Source organism: Sphingobacterium sp. WM, from assembly GCF_029542465.1.
In the GTDB taxonomy this organism is placed as follows: Bacteria; Bacteroidota; Bacteroidia; order Sphingobacteriales; family Sphingobacteriaceae; genus Sphingobacterium; species Sphingobacterium cellulitidis.
The window spans coordinates 676,786-696,855 of sequence record NZ_CP120709.1; the positions used below are offsets into that span (position 1 = coordinate 676,786).

The window sequence follows — 20,070 nt, forward strand, 5'->3', positions numbered from 1 at the left end:
AAGTATTATACTAAACTGCTGTCGTCGTTTCCAAGATTACTTGTCCATCCAGCATACGGATGACACGGTCTGAGAATTTTGCGTCATGTTCAGAGTGTGTAACCATAACGATGGTGGTTCCAGCTTCATTTAATTCGGTTAATAGTTGCATCACCTCATTACCATTGCTGGAGTCCAAGTTACCTGTAGGCTCATCGGCAAGGATCAACTTCGGATTGTTTACTACTGCCCGCGCAACAGCAACACGCTGTTGCTGACCTCCAGATAGCTGCTGTGGGAAGTGGTTTCGGCGATGCATGATCTGAACCTTTTCCAAAACTTCCTCAACACGCTTTTTACGCTCTGCCGCAGGTACATTGGTGTAAACCAATGGAAGTTCCACGTTTTCAAATACTGTTAATTCATCAATTAGGTTAAAGCTTTGGAAGACAAAACCAATGTTATGCTTACGCAAATCCGAACGCTTATTTTCCTTGAAGTGTGCAACCTCAATATTGTTGAAAAGATAACTACCTTCATCCAAATCATCCAATAAACCGATAATGTTTAATAGGGTAGATTTTCCACAACCCGAAGGGCCCATTACAGCAACAAATTCACCTTCCTTAACGTGGATGTTCACATCGTTTAAGGCAACGGTCTCTACCTCCTCGGTACGGTAGAATTTTTGAAGATTGGTTATTTTTATCATGTGTTTCTTTGTTTAAATAAATTAAAATAGAGTTTTATAATAGGTATTTGTTATTCGCTTCGCAATGTTTTTGTTGGGTTGCTTGTTGCTGCCCTCAAGGCTTGGGAACTAATGGTAAAGAGGGCGATAAGTAATGCCAATCCTGCAACGATAAGGAAAATCATCCAAGGCATATCCATGTGATAATTATACCCCTTTAACCAGTCCTGCATAAACCACCAGGCTACAGGAAAGGCAATCAAACATGATATCCCAACTAAAATAATAAATTCAGTGTTCAACATCTTCACAAGTCTACCGACTGATGCACCCAGAACTTTACGGATGCTGACTTCCCGCGCTCTTTGTTCAGCTGAAAATGAAGCCAATCCTAATAATCCCAAACAGGAAATAATGATGGCCAAAATAGAGAACAAACTAGCTAACTTTTGCAGCATCATTTCTGAAGAAAAATAGTTGTTAAAATCATCATCCAAAAAGGAGTAATTGAATGGAAAATCAGGGTTATACTTCTTCACGATTCCCTCAATCTCTTTCAATACCTTTGGAAAGTCGGCTCCCGTTTTCGTTTTGATGTTTAATATGCCATCTTCTACGCCAAAGGCTTGTCCTATAGACAGAGGAGCCAAAACCAAAGGTTCTGCTTCATCATAAATACTGTTGTAGACATAATTTTTCACAACGCCTGCAACGGTTAATGCTTCTCCTTGAAACCTGATCAACTTCCCGGCTACTAAGCCATCTGGTTGAATCAGTTTCGCCATGCTTTCATTGATCAAAACCGAACTGCTATCGCCTAAAAGATTAGGTCTGAACGATCTACCATCCATGATTTTCATGCTCAAGGCATCTACAAAATCTTCATCTACAAAGGAAAATCCTATCAAGATCGAAGACTTCGGATCTTTCCCATCCCATTCGAATGCAGAGGTATTAGAACCAACTTGCAAGACGCTGCCACGACTCAATCCTACAACTTCTACATTCCCGGTTGCCTTCAATTCTTGTTTGATTACAGGAATATGTTTCGACATATCCCCTAAAATATTCGTCATAATAACCTGACTCCTGTCAAAACCTAAATCACGGTCCTTGGCATACTGAATCTGAAGGTAAATGACAGAGGTACATATCATTAAGATAATGGCTGCTGTAAATTGTGCAATGACTAAACCTTTGCGGATAAGATTGCTTCTTCCAGCTTTTCTCTTGCCTCCTTTCAAAGTAGTCAATGGATCAAAAGAAGAAAGGAAAAATGCTGGATAACTTCCAGATATGATCCCAACTACCAAAATAATGGCCGTAATAAATCCAATTTGCTGCCAATTGCCAAAATCAATAGCAAGCTCTTTGTTGACCATGGTATTAAATGTTGGTAATCCTAGTTTAACCATTCCGATAGCCAAAATGCCGGCAAGAAATGCGAAAACAATGGATTCACCCAAGAATTGCATAATCAAGGAGCCCTTCTTGGCACCAACAATCTTACGCATGCTGACTTCTTTTGCTCTTTTTTCAGATCTTGCAGTCGACAGGTTCATGAAATTGATACAGGCAATTAATAAGACCAACCAAGCGATAGAAGTAAATAATCTAACGTTTTTTATTTTTCCATCTTTTTCAATGCCTTGTTCAAATCGATCGTACATGCGCCATCTTTCCATCGGGTAAAGGAAATTCTCCGAATTAGCTTCTTTATCATTGTTAATCTCGGCTATATAATTCTTAACCTTTGCATTCACTGCATTTAAATCTGCATTTGGCTCTAATTGAACAATGGTTTGGATGCTGTTATTTCCCCAAGAGTCATATCCAAAATTTTTATTAGCTTCCAGTATTGTGAAATTCAGGAGCCAATCATATCGATAATTCGTGTTTTTTGGAAAATCCTTGGTAACAGCTGATACGGTATAAACTTGATTGTTGTCAAACTTGATCGTCTTTCCAATAGGGTTATCATCATTGAAGAAGCGTTTGGCCGTGGATTCGCTCAAAACTATACTGCTTGGGTTATCCAATGCTGTTTTTGCATTTCCTGCCAAGAATTCCGGATTGAGGATACTGAGAATTTCTGGATCCACATAATTTCCAGATTGGTAGATCTGTTTATCCCCAACCGTAAATAGTTTTGTATTGCCCCAGTCAATCCTACCTGCATTAAGAATTCCTGGAATATCCTTTTTTATCGCTTTAGCAAATGGACCTGGCGTAGCGCCAAATACATTGATGTTTCCATCATAAGTCTGCTTTGACTTGGCTACATAGATGTCCCTTTTATTGCTGAAATAATCGTTGTAGGAAAGCTCATCTTGAACCCAAAGGAAAATTAGGGCAGTTACTGTAATTCCTAAGGCTAAACCAAATATATTCAAGAAACTATATCCCTTGGTTTTCCAGAGGTTTCTAAAGGCGGATTTAATGAAGTTTTTAATCATAATTTAATTGTTGGTTGTTGATTGCCTTTAATTTTTCATTTATTCATTTGGACTTTTACCTTGTATAACTGCCGTCATCGAATTAGCAGATCAGTGACGACAGTATTAAGGTAAAATCTTATTGCTTTATATTCAATTCCTGTATCTTATCATAGGTTTCATAACTCGATACCACCACTTTATCGCCAGGTTTTAATCCATTCAATACCTCATAGTATTCTGGATTTTGTCTTCCTAATTGGAGATCGGTGCGGTAAGCTGTTTTACCATCTTTATCCAATTTGAAGATCCAGTTTCCAGCAGTTTGTTGGTAGAATCCTCCTTTTGCCAATAAGATGGCTTTGGTTTCATCACTCAATGCTAAACGAATGGTCAGGGTTTGTCCACGACGGATGCCTTCTGGTCTTTCTCCCACAAACTCCATGTCTACTTGGAACCTTCCGTCTTTCACTTGGGTGTAAACCTTTTTGATTCTCAATTCATAGGTTTTATTTCCAATTGAAAATTGTCCTTTTAGATCGGGAAAGATGCGGTTGATATAGTGTTCATCAATTTCTGCTCTTACCTTGAATCCGGTCAGTACATCAATCTGTCCCAAACGTTCCCCAGGGTTTTTATTTTGTCCGACTTCCGCATCAAAGGAGGTCAATTGCCCATCAACCGGAGCACGAAGGATTAGATCGCCCACCTTTTTACGCATCAGATCCAATGCTTGCTGCGTACTTTGATAGGTTTTACGGTCTTGGTTCAACTTCTGGTTATTTGAAATTTCATCCTGTTTCAAGATCTGCTTGGTCAATTCCACACGCTCTTTTTGGTAATTATACTCGTTCAGCGATTTCTGATATTCCTGCGATCCAATAGCTTTCTCTGCCAATAGTTTTTTATTCAATTCGTAAACACGTTTCGATTCTTTATATGCTTGTTCAACATCCGCCATCTGGTTTTTATTGGAGATGGAAGCTTGTTGGGCATTGGTCTGTGCAATTTGTGCCTGTGTCAATAGGTTCAATACCTGGGTTTCATTCTGTACCAGACTTAACTCCATATCTGTATTGGAAAGACGCATAATCGGATCCCCTTTATGAAGATGAGCACCATCTTCCACATATTTTTCTTCAACACGGCCTCCTACAGAAGCATCCAGATAAATGCTGCTGATCGGTAATACCGAACCGTTGATCGGAATAAATTCTTGAAATGTATCTTCTTTTACCTCGAAAATGGAAATACGCTCAGCGTCTACATTCAGTTTACTATTTCCACTGGTGTAATAGTAACTAGCTCCAATCAGAGCGACAATACCCGCAATTCCGGCAATAGTCAATATTCTTTTGGTATTCCACTTATTCTGTTTAATCGGTCTGTCCATGTAATTCTATATTCAAATTTGATAAATGCATAGACAAGGTTGTGCCAAAGTTTTAAAACAATGAAAATCAATCGATTAAATAATTTTACCCTTTAATTACTGTTCGAAAGCGAACAGTAATTGTGCGATGCTGAACAATCTATTTAGAGATTATTAAAAGGACATATAATAATAAATGGACAAGCCCGAAAACAAGAATTTCCAAATAAATTTTTAGGAATTAAGCTTTATGGCTGAATTCGAAAAAAATAGGGGAAAAATTTGGGAGTTATTAAATGTTTTCCCGGATTTTCTAGGGACTTTCTCCGGACCTTCTTCGGATCTTGTTCGAATTTTTGCGAAGAAGGTCCGAGGAAGGTCCGATAAACCTGTGGAGATAGGTAAATTTTGCTTTGAATAAGAATTGTATTTAGCCTGAATACGACTACAGCGTAAAAATTCAATCCAATCGTATTTTGAGTGTTCATAAGCGAACACTTTCCTGTTCGAAGCCGAACAGGTTAACTGAACTATAAATATTAATATTTTGAAAATCAGCGTGTTAATTATTTGGCACAGCCTATGGAATGGAGTGGGAAATGAAATTTAGATGAAAAGAAATTACTATTACGTAATCATATTTGTTTGTTGTTTAGTTAGCACGGCAAAAGGACAGGGTGGCTCCCTGTCCTTGGCCGATTGCATTCAGCAAGCAATTCAAAATAACCCAAGCCTGAAAAGAAATGAACTTGTTGTGGATCGTGCTGATTTACAACATAAACAAGCGAAATATGATCGCTTGCCTTCCTTGAATGCCAATGTTGGCCATGATATATCCCAAGGAAGGACTATTGACCCGACTACCAATCAATACATAGATAAAAACAATAGCTCAGGGAGACAGTCCCTGAGCTTAAACGTCCCGATTTTTAACGGATTTGCGATTATTCATAATATTCGGATGCGTTCCAATGCCTTGGATGCTGGAAAATTGGAGTATGAAGGATTTGTAAATGATTTGAAGCTGGATGTAATTGAAGCTTATGTAAAAGTATTGACGGCTCAGGATATGCTGGTGCAAACCGAAGGTCAATTAGCAGTTACCAAAGAGCAACTCCACCGAAATGAAATCCTGAATAAGGAAGGTGCTACCAATCCTGGGGATCTTTACGATATCAAAGGACAATACAGTAGCGACTTGAATACAGTAGAATTAACAAAGCAAACCTTAAATGATGCTCGGGTAACGCTTGCTGGCTTAATGAATATTGATGTCAATAGCCTTACGGAATTAGAATCCATAGATATCCCTGCCGAAATACAGGTGAAAAGTTCGGAAGAGTTATTTCAACAATCCTTAAATGCCTTGCCTCAATACAAAGCTATGGATTGGCGAATCAAGGAAATGGAAGAAGGAATTAAGGTTGCCAAGTCTAATTACTGGCCTAGCTTATCCTTAAGTGGTGGAATGAGTTCCAATTATAGTCGTGAAGGTGGGGCCGTTTTCAATCAGATTAAGAATAACTTAAGCAAAGGCGTTGGATTGTCTTTATCCATTCCAATATTCAATCAATTCAAGAATAGAACCCAGGTTAGATTAGCACAAGTATCTTTAAGTGATGCTAACCTGAACCGAGATATTTTGAGAAATGAGCTAAGGATGCAGACGGCACAAGCGGTATTTAATTTGAACACAACCCAAAAGAATGTGTTGAATTTGCGCGATCAGGAACTTAGTTACGCTGAATCCTTTAGAATCGCAACGGTTCATTTTGAAGCCGGCAATAGCAACTCCGTAATTTATTTAACTGCTAAGAATAAATTAGATGCCACCCGCAGTCAATTAATTATCAAACAGTACGAATGGTTGATGCAAAAATATGTGAATGATTATTATGCAGGTTCATTAAATTTATAGTTAACTTAGCTTGCGATGAAGAAAGCGACCATTTTAGTTGTCGATGACGACCAAGATTTATTAACTGCCACACGAATCCTATTAAGACCAAACGTTAAAGAAGTATTAGTAGAACATAATCCAGAGCGGTTAATGAATATCCTGGAAAAGAATCCAGTGGATATCGTTATGCTCGACATGAACTATAAGAGTGCGATTAATACTGGGAACGAGGGTTTGTTTTGGTTGTCGAAAATCAAGACCCATTTTCCGAAGGTTAATGTTGTCATGATTACAGCTTATGGGGCAGTGGATTTGGCTGTTAAATCCCTAAAACAAGGCGCTTCTGATTTTATCGTTAAGCCATGGCAAAACGAACAATTATTAAATACCCTAAATACCATTTACGAAGAGAGTAGACCTAGCCAAAAGGATAAGGTTGTCATTAATCCTCGAGACCAGCATGGTATTATTGGAAATTCTGCTATCATGGAGGATTTACAATACAAGCTGGATAAGGTTTCACCGACAGAGGCGAATATTCTGATCTTAGGTGAAAATGGTACCGGGAAAGATTTGATTGCCAATGCTATTCATCAACGTTCATTACGGGCGAAAGAGGCTTTTGTTAAGGTGGATGTGGGATCATTGACTGAAACCTTGTTTGAAAGTGAGCTTTTTGGATATAAGAAAGGTGCATTTACCGATGCACGTGAGGATCGAAAAGGGCGTTTTGAGCATGCTGATGCCGGAACTTTGTTTTTGGATGAAATTGGAAATATCAGTTTGCAACAGCAAGCGAAATTGTTGAGTGTTCTACAAAATAGAGCAGTAGTTCCATTGGGATCAAGTCAGCCTATACCAGTTGATATCCGATTGATTTCCGCAACGAATGTGCCTTTGAAGGTGCTTGCTGATGAAAATCGATTTAGAAAAGATTTAATCTACAGAATCAATACCTTAGAGATTCAGGTACCGCCATTGCGAGAAAGGGTAGGCGATATCCCGCTATTGGCAGAGCATTTCCTAAAATTCTATAATGGGAAATACCATAAAAATGTAAGTGGATTTGAATCCGATGCCTTAACCAAATTAAAAGCTTACCATTTTCCGGGCAATGTCAGGGAACTACAATATAGCATTGAGAGAGCTGTAATTATGTCTGATCAGGCGAGTATTCGTGCAGAGGATATCTTATTTTCTCCGATTGAGCAACAGATTGAAGAAAAGCCCATCCTAAATGACTTCTCCTCGCATAACCTGGAAGAGATGGAACGTAAGGCCATCAAGTCTGCAATAGATCGGTTTAATGGGAATATCAGTAAAGCAGCCAAGGAATTGGGGCTTACTCGTGCAGCACTTTACCGTAGGTTGGAAAAATATAACCTGTAATCAATGAACAGGCTTGCCATAACAGATTTTTTTAAGATGCTGTTGCTTATAGTCTTGGCTATAGGGATCGCATTTTTAATTTTTAAAGGATTCTATCTTTATGCAGGTCTTGGCTTTTTCTTTCTCCTCATCATTTCTTTCCGCATGTTTTCAAGACATCGCTTCCTCTTGAAGCAGATGGTCGAGTTTTCAGAAGCCGTCAAATACCGTGATTTTACTAGAAGATTTGTTGTCAAAAGTGAAAAAACTGCTGAAGGAAAGCTGTATTCGGCTTTTAATCAGATCAACGATGTTTATAAGAATATCAGTATAGATCAAGCGCTACAGCACCAGTATCTGAATAAAGTGATCAATATGTTGGATACTGCCATCATCTTTTATGATGCGGATTCAGGCAAGGTAATTTGGTTAAATGATGCCTTTAAGGATCTTTTTCAGGTACCGCACTTGGGAAATATCTCCGGCATGGAAAAGCGTCATCCTGAGCTCTATCAAAAAACCATGCAGTTGAAAGTTGGGAAACATCAAATGGAAACTGCCCATTCCAGCAAGGGAAAGATTAAGTTGCTCATGCAAAGTTCTGGCTTTGAAACCCAGGATGGATCCTTCAGAATTATTGTTTATCAAAATATCAATGAGGCCATTGACGAAACTGAAACCAGGGCATGGCATAAACTACTTCGGGTTCTGACCCATGAAATCATGAACTCTATTGGGCCCATTAGCTCATTGGCTGAAACCTTACATGATCGTTTGGAACATTGGGAAGGTGAACAAGAAATTGATGATCTCAAACTAGGTATTTTCACCATCAAACGTAGGAGTGAAGGCTTATTGCAGTTTGCCAAGAGTTATCGTTTGATCAATAAAGTCGATCAACCACAATTTTCAGAGATTTTAGTGATTCAGCTTTTCGAGAATATCTATCAATTATTGGAGCCAACCTTGATCCAGAAGAATATTGATGTTGATATTATCATTAAGAATACGCGGATGATTCTGAGAGCGGATTTGAACTTATTGGAGCAGGTTATCATAAACCTGTTGTTGAATGCAATTGAAGCGGTCAAGGAAGTTGAAGAGCCCTATATTAGTTTGTCTGCTATTGAGACGCGGGATATCATCCAATTGAAGATTCAGGACAATGGTGGGGGTATGTCTCCAGAGATTCAGGAGCAGATCTTTACGCCATTCTTTACCACCAAGAAAACCGGTACAGGAGTGGGTCTGACCTTGAGTAAACAAATCATGTTGATGCATGGTGGAAACATTTCCGTGGACAGTAAGGAGGGTGAAGGAAGTACTTTTACCCTACAATTCTAAAGCAATTTGTATTTTTGTGCCGCAATGCGGTATCTTTTCAATTATATCTATCATTTTTTGATTTCCAATAGTCGTCATGGCACACATTCTCCATTTGTGTATGCGTTGGCTGAAAAAGTGATCTATAATCCTACCTTTAAAAGCAAAAATTTCGTAGAATTCCCAGAGGGATTTAAGGTTAAGTATTATTCCAAACTAAAGAATATCCTGAGTTTCTGGGAAATTGAAAAGTTGACTGATGATTTAAAGGAAAACGATTCCGAAGCCTATTGGGTGAAAAATATCCAAGATCAGGAGGAGTTAATATCCCTTATTGATTCTGGAAAGATTCTGATTATCCATGAGCCATATAAGCAAATCAAGAAATGGAAAACCCTAATCTCCAATGAGGAGGTTACAGTTTCCATCAATTTATTTCATTTTGGAATCTTATTGAAAAGAGAAGCCCAACGTAAAGAAGACTTTTTATTGAGGTACCTGAATTAGGAAAAATTAAAAAGCTTCACTTATACTGAGGTAGAAACCAGATTGTCTTTTTTCGCCGGGTCTTTGCTCGCCATAGGCGTAATCAAAGCGGATACTACTATTATGTTCCAAGCTGAAGAAATATCTGAGCCCAGCACCAAATGATGGAACCAAACGCATATCATGTTGTTTGGAGAAGGTACTCCCTGTTCCCAGAAATCCATTGATCCCAATTCTTGGGTGGAATCTATATCTTAATTCTGCTTGAGCAGTCAGGTAATTTTTATCCTTATATCGACCAAGGTAGTAGCCACGCATGGTCATATCACCGCCCAAATCGCGCATAACATAAAACGGAACATTCTTTCCATAGGTACCCCGGTATAAACCCTGAGCTGCAACTGTCAATTGTTTTGTAATCGGGTAAAAGCCGCGAAGATCTAATTCTACCTGATTCCCTATAAAGTTGTCTTTTCCAAATAAATTAGGAGCTACGCTATATTTTGCGCGGGAGTAAAACCCTTTGGTAGTGTAAGTGGTATTATTTCGGGTGTCATATAAGGCAGAAACCCCGATAGCTAAATATTGTCCACCTTCTTTACCATAGACTTCCGGGGATTCAAAGACGCCACCGGCTTCCATGTCATTAAATTGAAAATTCTCGTAATTCAAGTTCAATCCGGCATAAAAGTTAGGGGCGAATCTTTTTTCACCATCTAATTTGATGCGGTAAAGTTTTTGATCGAGGTAATCTTCATCGGATTTCCAGGTGTCATTTCCAATTCCGTAGAAGTTAAATGGCCAATCTCTGAATCGCATTTCACTGAGGATATGGTAATCATTGTTTTTGGTCCAGATGTCGGAAGTTAACTTGATATTTTTTTGTTTTTTGGTGGTAAGTGTTCCAATGAGTGTTACATTGGAGGTTCTGCTATCAAGATTTTCTTTATCAATATAGAAGTTATAGGTCCCTGCGATACCATATTCGAAACCTGTTTCCTGGGCATATCCGATTGCTGGGAGTACGACGAAACTTCCGGAACGGGAAGAATCTTTCTTGGAGGAGACGAACTTTTGGATGAATTTTTGGACGATGCCATTCTTTTCTTGGGCATTACTTTGGGAAGGAAAGCAGGTAATGGAAGTTAAAATGGCGCAGAGTATAGTATATTTTTTCAAATCAAATGCAGTTAAAGGGACAAATATAGGGTATTGAATTGAATGGGATATGAAAATTATTTACTTGCATATCAATGATATGGTTTTCAGGAGCAAAAAAAATGACCAAATATTTTTGATATGTTCAGCGGTTAGCTATCTTTGCAACATCAAATCGGGAGAATAGGTACTGAAATGATGTTGTTCTTTAAGTAGAAAAAAAAATAAAAATAAAACTTGCGAATATCAGATTAATATTAGATTTTTGCACTCGCTATCCAAGGATAGACGTTCTTTAAAACAGAAAGTTTTATTAAATTAAATATGCCTCCTTAGCTCAGCTGGTAGAGCAACTGACTTGTAATCAGTAGGTCATTGGTTCGATTCCGATAGGAGGCTCAAAACAACGCAAGTTGTAGGTCTGGAGGGGTTCCAGAGCGGTCAAATGGGACGGACTGTAAATCCGTTGCTTCGGCTTCGAAGGTTCGAATCCTTCTCCCTCCACCAAAAAAGTTTGTCCTTATCCTTACGGGGTTCCTGAGTGACAAACTCTTAAGCGGAAGTAGCTCAGTTGGTAGAGCGATAGCCTTCCAAGCTATAGGTCGCGAGTTCGAACCTCGTCTTCCGCTCAATTTATAAAACAAATCTAAGTCTCTGTCTTCTTAAACATTTATTTTTAAAAAGGGTAGAGGCTTATATCTGTAAATAAGCTTTTTGTAAGCCGAAGTAGCTCAGGGGTAGAGCACTTCCTTGGTAAGGAAGAGGTCGTGGGTTCAAATCCCATCTTTGGCTCGAATACATAAGTTTTGTAACTTTGTAAGATTAATTAAAAGAAATATTTTATAATTACTAATTCGCATAAACATGGCAAAAGAGAAATTTGACCGTAGTAAACCGCACTTAAACATTGGTACTATCGGTCACGTTGACCACGGTAAAACAACTACAACAGCTGCTATCACTAAAGTTTTAGCTGATAAAGGTTTTTCAGAGGCTCGTTCATTTGATTCAATTGACTCTGCTCCTGAAGAGAAAGAGCGTGGTATCACAATTAACACTTCACACGTAGAATACCAAACAGCTAACCGTCACTATGCACACGTTGACTGTCCAGGTCACGCCGATTACGTTAAGAACATGGTAACTGGTGCTGCACAGATGGATGGAGCTATCATCGTAGTTGCTGCTACAGATGGTCCTATGCCTCAAACTCGCGAGCACATCCTATTAGCTCGTCAGGTAGGTGTTCCTGCGTTAGTAGTTTTCTTGAACAAAGTAGACTTAGTTGATGACTCTGAGTTATTAGACTTAGTTGAAATGGAAGTTCGTGAATTATTATCATTCTACGAATTCCCAGGTGATGACGTTCCTGTAATCAAAGGTTCTGCATTAGGAGCTTTGAACGGTGAGACTCAGTGGGTTGATTCAATCATGGAATTAATGGACGCGGTAGATAACTACATTCCAATTCCTCCACGTTTGACAGATCTTCCTTTCTTGATGCCTATCGAGGACGTATTCTCAATCACTGGTCGTGGTACAGTTGCTACAGGTCGTATCGAAAGAGGTGTAATCAACTCTGGTGATCCAGTTGAGATCTTAGGTATGGGTGCTGAGAACTTGAAATCTACAGTAACAGGTGTTGAGATGTTCCGTAAGATCTTAGATTACGGTGAAGCAGGTGATAACGTAGGTTTATTGTTACGTGGTATTGAGAAAACTGATATCCGTCGTGGTATGGTTATCTGTAAACCAGGTTCAGTAACTCCTCACACAGACTTCAAAGCAGAGGTTTACGTATTGTCAAAAGCAGAAGGTGGTCGTCACACTCCGTTCTTTAACAAATACCGTCCTCAGTTCTATTTCCGTACAACTGACGTAACTGGAGAAATCACTCTAGAAGAAGGTACTGAAATGGTTATGCCAGGTGATAACGTAACTATCAGTGTTAAATTGATCAACGCTATCGCAATGGAAAAAGGTCTACGTTTCGCTATCCGTGAGGGTGGTCGTACAGTAGGTGCTGGTCAGGTAACTGAAATCGTAAAATAATCTTTAGAGATTATCTACATAAGAAATAAGCTAATTAGCTCATGCTAATTAGCTTATTTTTTCAAAGATTATCAGTTTTTTGTTCGGTTATATAGCCTGCAAATCTATTCATGCGGAATTGGTAGCATGAATAATTTTCTGATTTTCTGAGGTTTAAATCTTTCTGTTTCCTGATGCTCAGGGAATCGAATTGGTAGAATCACAGCAAGGATTTTACCATAAAAAAATCTTTCGAAAATCGGAAATAAATTGAAATAATATTTGCTGCAATGGGGTCTAAAGCCTATATTTGCAACATCAAAAAAATCTACACGGGCATAGTTCAATGGTAGAATAGAGGTCTCCAAAACCTTTGATCTGGGTTCGAATCCTGGTGCCCGTGCTAATAAAAATAGAAACTTAAAAAATGGCAAAAGTACTTGATTTTATTAAGGACTCTTATACAGAGGTTACCGAGAAAGTGACTTGGCCTACTTGGGCTCAACTGCAAAGTCATGCGGTTATTGTACTTGTTGCATCTGTTATTATTGCATTGGTAATTTTCATAATGGATAAAGCATCAAGCAATGTAATGGAACTGCTGTACAATACAGCGTCTTAATTTTCTAATCCAAACAGTATTATGGCAGATCAAAGTTTAAAGTGGTACGTTGTGCGTGCTGTGAGCGGAAAAGAGAAAAAGGTAAAACAATACCTGGAAGCTGAAATTAACCGCTTAGGCATTCAACATTTGGTAACACAAGTGTTAATCCCGATGGAGAAATACTACCAAATGCGCGATGGCAAGAAAGTTGCCAAAGAACGTAACTACTACCCTGGATATGTTTTGATCGAAGCGGCATTAGACGGTGAGATCGAACACGCAATCAAAAACGTAAATAGCGTTATCGGATTTTTAGGTGATAAAGCAGGTAATGCAATCCCTTTACGTCCAGCTGAAGTTAACCGTATCTTAGGTAAGGTTGATGAAATGGCAGAACAAGGTGAATCCATCAGCGTACCTTATTACGTAGGTGAAACCGTTAAAGTAAATGACGGTCCTTTCAACGGATTTACAGGTGAAATTGAAGAGGTTCATGTAGACAAGAAAAAATTAACCGTAATGGTGAAAGTATTCGGTCGTAAAACTCCTCTTGAATTGAACTACATGCAAGTTGAAAAAGAGTAATAGATATTTAGGAGTTAGTATTTAAGACTGACAATATAAATAAAGTAAACAAAAGCCTTATCCATCTGGATAAGGCTTTTTGCTTTTCATAAATTTTTAACCCTATTGTCCTGGGGAACATTCAGGGCCTCCCAAAGGCTCTCATTCTATGCTGATAATTTGTATATTTAGCAATTGAATCACCTGAATTAATGATGTTACATCCTGAAACCAACTTGCCTAATTTAACGGCTCCAAAGAAAATTCGTGTTCGCGCAATTGATATCATGCGAGGCTTGACCTTGTTTCTGATGTTGTTCGTCAATGACCTCTATATGCCTGGTGTTCCAAAGTGGATGTTGCATACCGAAGCACAAGTGGATGGAATGGGGTTGGCGGATTGGGTGTTTCCGGGATTCCTGTTTATGGTTGGAATGGCAATTCCATATGCGGTAGCTGCGAGACGCAAAATAGGCGAGCCAACCTGGCAAATCTGGTTTCATATCATCAGTAGGTCCATAAGTTTGATCATTATCGGGCTTCTGGTAGTGAATTCTTCCAGTTTAAATCCTGAGTTGACAGGTATGAATAAATTACTTTGGTTGGGCTTGGTCTATGTCTGTATATTTCTCATCTGGAATAATTATCCTAAGGATAAACATCGCAATTTATTTATCAGCTTCAAGTGGATTGGAATCATTGGTTTGGTCATTTTGGCCTATTTGTTTCGATCCGGCACAGCAGAATCAGTGGGTTGGTTTGAAAAAAGCTGGTGGGGAATCTTAGGACAAATTGGTTGGGGGTATTTGGTTGCCGGATCAGTTTACCTCCTCCTAAAGGACAAATTATGGGCAGCCTTTTTGGCCATTATATTCTTTTTATTGCTGAATGTTTCCTCCCTGAATGGATGGATCCCAAATATTATTTCTTTCCAAGAATTCTTTGATGTGGTGCTGCATGGTAATGTACCGATGATTGTGCTTTCAGGATTGGCAGCAACCCTCATTGTTAAAAAGTATTCAGCGGATTGGAGGAAATTGGCTATTTACTTAACCTTATATGGATTGGTCAGTTTGATATTGGGATTGATCTTCCATCAGTGGTTTATAGTTTCCAAAATTCTAGCTACCCCTTCTTGGGGGCTCTTGTGCAATGGAATCAGTATTATACTATTTGTCCTGATATATTATCTGATTGATGTACGAGGGAATACAAAATTCAGCAAGCTTTTTGAATCTGCAGGACAGAATTCATTGACCACCTACTTGGCACCTGATCTCATCTATTTTGTGGTTTGGGGCTTGGGAATTCCATTGTTTTTCTATAAACAGATGGACCATATGTGGTTGGCGGTACTAGGTTCTTTGGTCTGGGCATATCTTATGCTCTGGTTTGGAATCCTTTTGAACCGTATGGGTATTAAACTTAAACTCTAATAATAATATGAAAAGAAATCACATTAATCAGCTTTTGTTCCTGGGTTTGATTTTATTGCTTGCAGTTCCATTTAGCCTGTTTGCAAAAAATAAGAAACCTGTTATTATTGCCTATGTCACTTCAGGGAAAGGACCCCTTCCGGATCCGAGCCTGATTAGTCATATCAATTATGCTTTTGGACATGTTAACAAAACTTTTGATGGAGTAATTGTGGATAACCCTGAGCGTTTGAAAGAAGTAGTTGCATTAAAGAAACAAAGTCCAGATTTGAAAATACTTTTATCCATTGGAGGATGGACTTCGGGTAGATTTAGCGAAATGGCAGCAGATGCCACTAATCGATTAGGTTTTGCGCGTGATTGCCAAAAAATTGTGAAGGAGTTTAATCTGGATGGGATTGATATAGATTGGGAATACCCAACCAGCAATGAAGCTGGAATTTCATCTTCTCCAGATGATACCAAGAACTTTACCTTGCTGATGAATGACATTCGGAAGGCGATAGGGAAAAAGAAACTACTGACCCTTGCTACCATTGCAGATGGAAGGTTTATTGACTTTAAGGCGATCGATAAGGATATAGATTTTGTGAATATCATGATGTATGATGTTTCGAAACCTCCATTGCAACATAATAGTCTTTATGATTCTGATTTGGCAGGAAGGATTACCCTTGTGGGGGCATTGCAAGCACATATGGATGCAGGAGTACCAAAGAAAAAGTTGGTGATGGGAATTCCATTTTATGGAAGAGGAGATAAGAAGCAAGTTAGTGATTTCGTATTGTTCAAGGATGTGCCTAAGCTCACCCAATTTGAGGAGAAATGGGATGATCTATCCAAGGTTCCCTATTTGGTGGATAGCACAGGAACTCTGGTGTTGACTTTTGAAAATGAGAAATCCATTCGTGAAAAAGCGGCATATATCAAATCCCAGGGAATATTGGGTGCGATGTATTGGGAATTTAAAGGCGATGATGCGAACCTGACCTTGAGCAAAGCCTTATATGAAGGGTTGAAACAGAAAGAATAAACAAAATGTCATTTAAATTGTTGATATTTAGGGAATAGTGAATTCCTTTTCTGTTTAAACTAAAAATTCAAGCTTATGGAACTTACAAGAATAAAACCCAATTATTTGGGCTATGTAGGGATATTTTGTCTCCTGAACATCGGTCATATCGGATTTGCTCAAGATAATGAGACAGCTTATTTTTCAGATATTACAGAGAGTAGTTTGCCCCTAGATCCAAAAACACATGCCTTGGATGTGGCATTGGTTGATGTCAATGGGGATGGTTCCCTGGATATTGTCCTTGCTTTAGAAAATCAGCCCAACAGATTATATATCAATGATGGGAATGGGAATTACAGCTGGAAGAAGGATGTTTTTGCCAATGAAAACAATGATACCGAACATGTTCGGGTTGCAGACATGGATAATGACGGCTTTGTGGATGTGGTATTTGTTGCTGAAGATAATAAGACCCATGAATATTACTTGGGCAATGGAGATGGTACATTTCGAAATGTATCGGACCGCTTACTCGGAAAGAGCGAAGGGAATGGTTTAGATATAGGTGATGTGAATGGGGATGGTCTTCCTGACATTGTCATTGGGAATACAGGAGAAGGAGCTCGCACCTTTGTTTGGTTGAATGATCCGGATAAACCTGGATATCTAAAGAATTCGCCAGCGGGTAGTGTTCCGGACAATCATGATGAAGTGCAGTCGGTGAAATTATTTGATGCCGATGGGGATGGTGATCTGGATATGGTCTTAGGAACCGAAACACCGCCAAGTCGCTTATACTTCAATGATGGGAAGGGAAATTTTACGGAGAAGGAAGGTGCATTACAGACTTCGGAGCCCTTGCATAGTCGGGAGGTGATTGTATTCGATGCGGATGGAGATGGCAAAGAGGATATCTTTTTTGCGAACCTGACGAGTAATGGTGGACAGAAGGAGCGGAATCCAACCGGGAGATTATTTATTAACAAAGGGGATGGGAAATTTGTAGACGAGACGGACTCCCGGATTCCGGCCTATTCATTTTCGACTTACGCGTGTAATGTGATTGATTTTGATCGGGACGGGGATATGGATATAATATTAAGTGCATTAAAGATTCCGCCATTTGAGGCGATGCAGGTTCAGGCCTTGCGGAATGATGGTTCTGGGAAGTTCAGTTTTGCGACGGAGGAGGTTATTCCGAAGGTTACGGTAGAGCGGTCTTGGGGGATTGATGTAGGGGATGTGAATGGGGATAAGATTCCGGACTTAATGATAGGTGCTTGGGGGGACCAAGTTCGCTTATTACTAGGTAAATAAAAAAATAAAAAATACTTTTTTATTATCAGATATTTAGTTATCTTTGCACCTCGTTTGGTTGCAAAACTATGTTTTGTGGCTATCGAAAATTAAATGTTACGTTATTGCTTCCAACTTACTAACAAACATTTAACAAATTAAATCACAGAAAAAATGGCAAAAGAAGTCAGTGCGTTAGTAAAATTACAAGTGAAGGGCGGAGCTGCGAATCCATCTCCACCGGTAGGACCTGCATTAGGTGCTAAAGGTGTGAACATTATGGATTTCTGTAAGCAATTTAACGCTCGTACGCAAGACAAACCAGGTCAAGTATTACCTGTTGTGATCACTGTATATGCCGACAAATCTTTTGATTTTATCATTAAAACTCCACCGGTAGCTGTTCAATTAAAAGATGCGGCTAAGCTTAAGAGCGGATCGGGAGAGCCTAACCGTAAGAAAGTTGCTTCCATTACATGGGATCAAGTAAAAACGATTGCGGAAGATAAGATGCCAGATTTGAATGCATTTACTGTAGAATCAGCTATGAGAATGGTTGCTGGTACAGCGCGTAGTATGGGTATCACTGTATCTGGTGATGCTCCTTGGAAAAATTAATTAACGAAATCAGTTTAAGACAGTGGCTAGATTAACAAAAAATCAAAAAGCGGCACTATCCAAAATTGAAGCTGGTAAGGCATACTCTTTAAAGGAAGCGTCAGCTTTAGTTAAAGAGATCACCAACACCAAATTTGATGCTTCTGTGGATATCGACGTTCGTTTGGGCGTAGATCCTCGTAAAGCAAATCAAATGGTTCGTGGTATTGCAACATTGCCACACGGTACTGGTAAGACGGTACGTGTATTAGTTTTGTGTACTCCTGACAAGGAGGAAGAAGCTAAGGCGGCAGGAGCAGACTACGTAGGTCTTGATGACTATATCAGCAAAATCGAAGGTGGTTGGACTGACGTTGACATTATCATCACAATGCCTAGTGTTATGGCGAAAGTAGGTAAATTGGGTCGTATTTTAGGTCCAAGAAACTTAATGCCTAACCCTAAAACAGGAACAGTAACTACGGAAGTAGGGAAAGCTGTTACTGAGGTAAAAGCTGGTAAGATCGACTTCAAAGTTGACAAAACAGGTATCATCCACACTTCAGTTGGTAAAGTGTCTTTCGACGCAGATAAAATCTATGATAACGCATTAGAAGTGTTACAAACAATTTCACGTTTGAAACCATCTGCAGCAAAAGGAACGTACTTCAAGAGTATTCACATTTCTTCAACTATGAGTCCTAGTATTCATATTGAAACTAAATCAGTAGCAGGAATTTAATCATGAGAAAAGAACTTAAACATGAAATTGTTGAAGCTTTAGCAGAACAGATTAAATCTTACGGTAATTTTTACATTACTGATACTGCTAATCTGACAGTAGAGAAGGTGAATAATATTCGTCGTAAATGTTTCGAGCAGGGAATCGAGATTAAAGTTGTGAAAAACACTTTAATTAAGAAAGCGTTGTTAGAGGCTGGCGTAGATTCAGAAGAGATCTTTGGCGTATTAAAAGGAGCGTCTACATTAATGTTTTCCGAAACAGGAAATGCTCCAGCGAAATTGATCAAACAATTACGTAAAGAAGGTGAAAAACCAGTATTGAAAGCAGCATACATTCAAGAGACTGCTTTCGTAGGTGACAACCAACTTGATGCATTAGTAACTCTTAAATCTAAGGAAGAACTTATTGCAGACGTTATTGCTTTACTTCAATCTCCTGCGAAGAATGTTATTTCTGCACTTCAATCAGGCGGAAATACAATTTCAGGCTTAGTAAAAGCTTTAGAAGAAAGAGGCTAACGAACCCTCACATTAACAAACGTTCGTTAAATTTTAATTAACAATTTTTTTAAAAGAACATTCAAAAATTCAAAATAAAATGGCAGATTTAAAACAACTTGCTGAACAGTTAGTTAACTTAACAGTAAAAGAAGTTAAAGAATTAGCTGATATCTTAAAAGACGAATACGGTATTGAGCCTGCTGCTGCTGCTGTAGCTGTTGCTGCTGCTCCAGGTGCTGGTGATGGTGCTGCTGCTGCTGAAGAGAAAACATCTTTCGATGTTATCTTGAAAGAAGCTGGTGGTCAGAAATTAGCTGTCGTAAAATTAGTTAAAGATTTAGCTGGTTTAGGTTTGAAAGAAGCAAAAGACTTAGTTGACGGTGCACCTAAAGAATTAAAAACTGGTGTTTCTAAAGACGAAGCTGAAGCTTTGAAAAAACAATTAGAAGAAGCTGGAGCTGTTGTTGAGATTAAGTAATCTCGCATAAAGCACCAAAAACTTAGACTCTGATAGTCCAAATCTATCAGAGTCTATTCCTGTTTATAAATATTTGTATGGATCAAGCTGCT

At 38.8% G+C, this 20,070-nt stretch carries 18 protein-coding genes and 5 tRNA genes; 19 read left to right on the forward strand and 4 right to left on the reverse strand.

The window, feature by feature from the left end; translation table 11 throughout:
* Positions 1 to 10: 10 nt before the first annotated feature.
* The 3 genes from PZ892_RS02930 to PZ892_RS02940 all read right to left on the reverse strand — a co-directional run bounded on the left by PZ892_RS02930 (position 11) and on the right by PZ892_RS02940 (position 4,498).
* Positions 11 to 691 carry an ABC transporter ATP-binding protein gene (locus tag PZ892_RS02930; RefSeq protein WP_094255418.1) on the reverse strand — a complete coding sequence of 227 codons (681 nt, stop codon included), beginning with the start codon at positions 689 to 691 and terminating at the stop codon, positions 11 to 13.
* A gap of 50 nt (positions 692 to 741) precedes the next feature.
* Entirely contained in the window at positions 742 to 3,126 is a 2,385-nt protein-coding gene (locus PZ892_RS02935; protein ID WP_182498089.1) for an ABC transporter permease, read from the reverse strand.
* A gap of 118 nt (positions 3,127 to 3,244) precedes the next feature.
* Positions 3,245 to 4,498, reverse strand: coding sequence for an HlyD family efflux transporter periplasmic adaptor subunit (locus tag PZ892_RS02940; protein ID WP_094255416.1), 1,254 nt, complete (start codon positions 4,496 to 4,498; stop codon positions 3,245 to 3,247).
* Positions 4,499 to 5,087: 589 nt separating this feature from the next.
* On the opposite strand from PZ892_RS02940, the gene PZ892_RS02945 reads away from it, so the two are divergent.
* From PZ892_RS02945 to PZ892_RS02960, 4 genes are read left to right on the forward strand one after another with little or no spacing between them, the layout of a single operon-like run.
* Positions 5,088 to 6,395, forward strand: coding sequence for a TolC family protein (locus PZ892_RS02945; protein ID WP_182498090.1), 1,308 nt, complete (start codon positions 5,088 to 5,090; stop codon positions 6,393 to 6,395).
* A gap of 15 nt (positions 6,396 to 6,410) precedes the next feature.
* Positions 6,411 to 7,766, forward strand: coding sequence for a sigma-54 dependent transcriptional regulator (locus PZ892_RS02950; protein WP_094255414.1), 1,356 nt, complete (start codon positions 6,411 to 6,413; stop codon positions 7,764 to 7,766).
* A 3-nt stretch (positions 7,767 to 7,769) separates the two neighbouring features.
* Complete coding sequence (locus PZ892_RS02955; protein WP_182498091.1) at positions 7,770 to 9,089, forward strand: HAMP domain-containing sensor histidine kinase; 1,320 nt, start codon at positions 7,770 to 7,772, stop codon at positions 9,087 to 9,089.
* A gap of 24 nt (positions 9,090 to 9,113) precedes the next feature.
* Positions 9,114 to 9,575 (forward strand): hypothetical protein, encoded by a 462-nt coding sequence (locus PZ892_RS02960; RefSeq protein WP_182498092.1) that lies wholly within the window; start codon positions 9,114 to 9,116, stop codon positions 9,573 to 9,575.
* A 6-nt stretch (positions 9,576 to 9,581) separates the two neighbouring features.
* Here the strand turns inward: PZ892_RS02960 and PZ892_RS02965 are convergent, their stop codons facing one another.
* The gene (locus tag PZ892_RS02965) at positions 9,582 to 10,733 is read right to left on the reverse strand and encodes a BamA/TamA family outer membrane protein (protein ID WP_182498093.1); all 1,152 of its coding nucleotides are present in this window, start codon (positions 10,731 to 10,733) and stop codon (positions 9,582 to 9,584) included.
* A 305-nt stretch (positions 10,734 to 11,038) separates the two neighbouring features.
* On the opposite strand from PZ892_RS02965, the gene PZ892_RS02970 reads away from it, so the two are divergent.
* From PZ892_RS02970 to rplL, 15 genes are all read left to right on the forward strand, one after another.
* Positions 11,039 to 11,111, forward strand: a tRNA-Thr gene (locus tag PZ892_RS02970).
* Positions 11,112 to 11,135: 24 nt separating this feature from the next.
* Positions 11,136 to 11,219 (forward strand) — tRNA-Tyr (locus PZ892_RS02975).
* 49 nt (positions 11,220 to 11,268) lie between these two features.
* Positions 11,269 to 11,341 (forward strand) — tRNA-Gly (locus PZ892_RS02980).
* A 91-nt stretch (positions 11,342 to 11,432) separates the two neighbouring features.
* Positions 11,433 to 11,504 (forward strand) — tRNA-Thr (locus tag PZ892_RS02985).
* Between the two features lie 72 nt (positions 11,505 to 11,576).
* Positions 11,577 to 12,764, forward strand: a complete 1,188-nt coding sequence (gene tuf / locus PZ892_RS02990; RefSeq protein WP_094255410.1) for an elongation factor Tu — start codon at positions 11,577 to 11,579, stop codon at positions 12,762 to 12,764.
* A gap of 311 nt (positions 12,765 to 13,075) precedes the next feature.
* Positions 13,076 to 13,146, forward strand: a tRNA-Trp gene (locus PZ892_RS02995).
* A gap of 24 nt (positions 13,147 to 13,170) precedes the next feature.
* Entirely contained in the window at positions 13,171 to 13,365 is a 195-nt protein-coding gene (secE, locus tag PZ892_RS03000; protein WP_094255409.1) for a preprotein translocase subunit SecE, read from the forward strand.
* Positions 13,366 to 13,386: 21 nt separating this feature from the next.
* On the forward strand, positions 13,387 to 13,932 hold the full coding sequence (gene nusG / locus PZ892_RS03005; protein WP_277712066.1) for a transcription termination/antitermination protein NusG: 546 nt from the start codon (positions 13,387 to 13,389) through the stop codon (positions 13,930 to 13,932).
* A 191-nt stretch (positions 13,933 to 14,123) separates the two neighbouring features.
* Entirely contained in the window at positions 14,124 to 15,347 is a 1,224-nt protein-coding gene (locus tag PZ892_RS03010) for a DUF5009 domain-containing protein (RefSeq protein ID WP_229678225.1), read from the forward strand.
* A 7-nt stretch (positions 15,348 to 15,354) separates the two neighbouring features.
* Entirely contained in the window at positions 15,355 to 16,380 is a 1,026-nt protein-coding gene (locus PZ892_RS03015; protein WP_182498094.1) for a glycosyl hydrolase family 18 protein, read from the forward strand.
* Positions 16,381 to 16,455: 75 nt separating this feature from the next.
* A complete protein-coding gene (locus PZ892_RS03020; protein ID WP_182498095.1) occupies positions 16,456 to 17,679 on the forward strand; it encodes a VCBS repeat-containing protein in 1,224 nt (407 codons plus the stop codon).
* 153 nt (positions 17,680 to 17,832) lie between these two features.
* Positions 17,833 to 18,276: a 50S ribosomal protein L11 gene (gene rplK, locus PZ892_RS03025; RefSeq protein WP_094255405.1), complete on the forward strand. Its 444-nt coding sequence runs from the start codon at positions 17,833 to 17,835 to the stop codon at positions 18,274 to 18,276.
* Between the two features lie 22 nt (positions 18,277 to 18,298).
* A complete protein-coding gene (gene rplA / locus PZ892_RS03030) occupies positions 18,299 to 18,997 on the forward strand; it encodes a 50S ribosomal protein L1 (protein ID WP_094255404.1) in 699 nt (232 codons plus the stop codon).
* Positions 18,998 to 18,999: 2 nt separating this feature from the next.
* On the forward strand, positions 19,000 to 19,518 hold the full coding sequence (gene rplJ / locus PZ892_RS03035) for a 50S ribosomal protein L10 (protein WP_094255403.1): 519 nt from the start codon (positions 19,000 to 19,002) through the stop codon (positions 19,516 to 19,518).
* 79 nt (positions 19,519 to 19,597) lie between these two features.
* Positions 19,598 to 19,978 carry a 50S ribosomal protein L7/L12 gene (gene rplL, locus PZ892_RS03040; protein ID WP_093098564.1) on the forward strand — a complete coding sequence of 127 codons (381 nt, stop codon included), beginning with the start codon at positions 19,598 to 19,600 and terminating at the stop codon, positions 19,976 to 19,978.
* Positions 19,979 to 20,070: the final 92 nt, after the last annotated feature.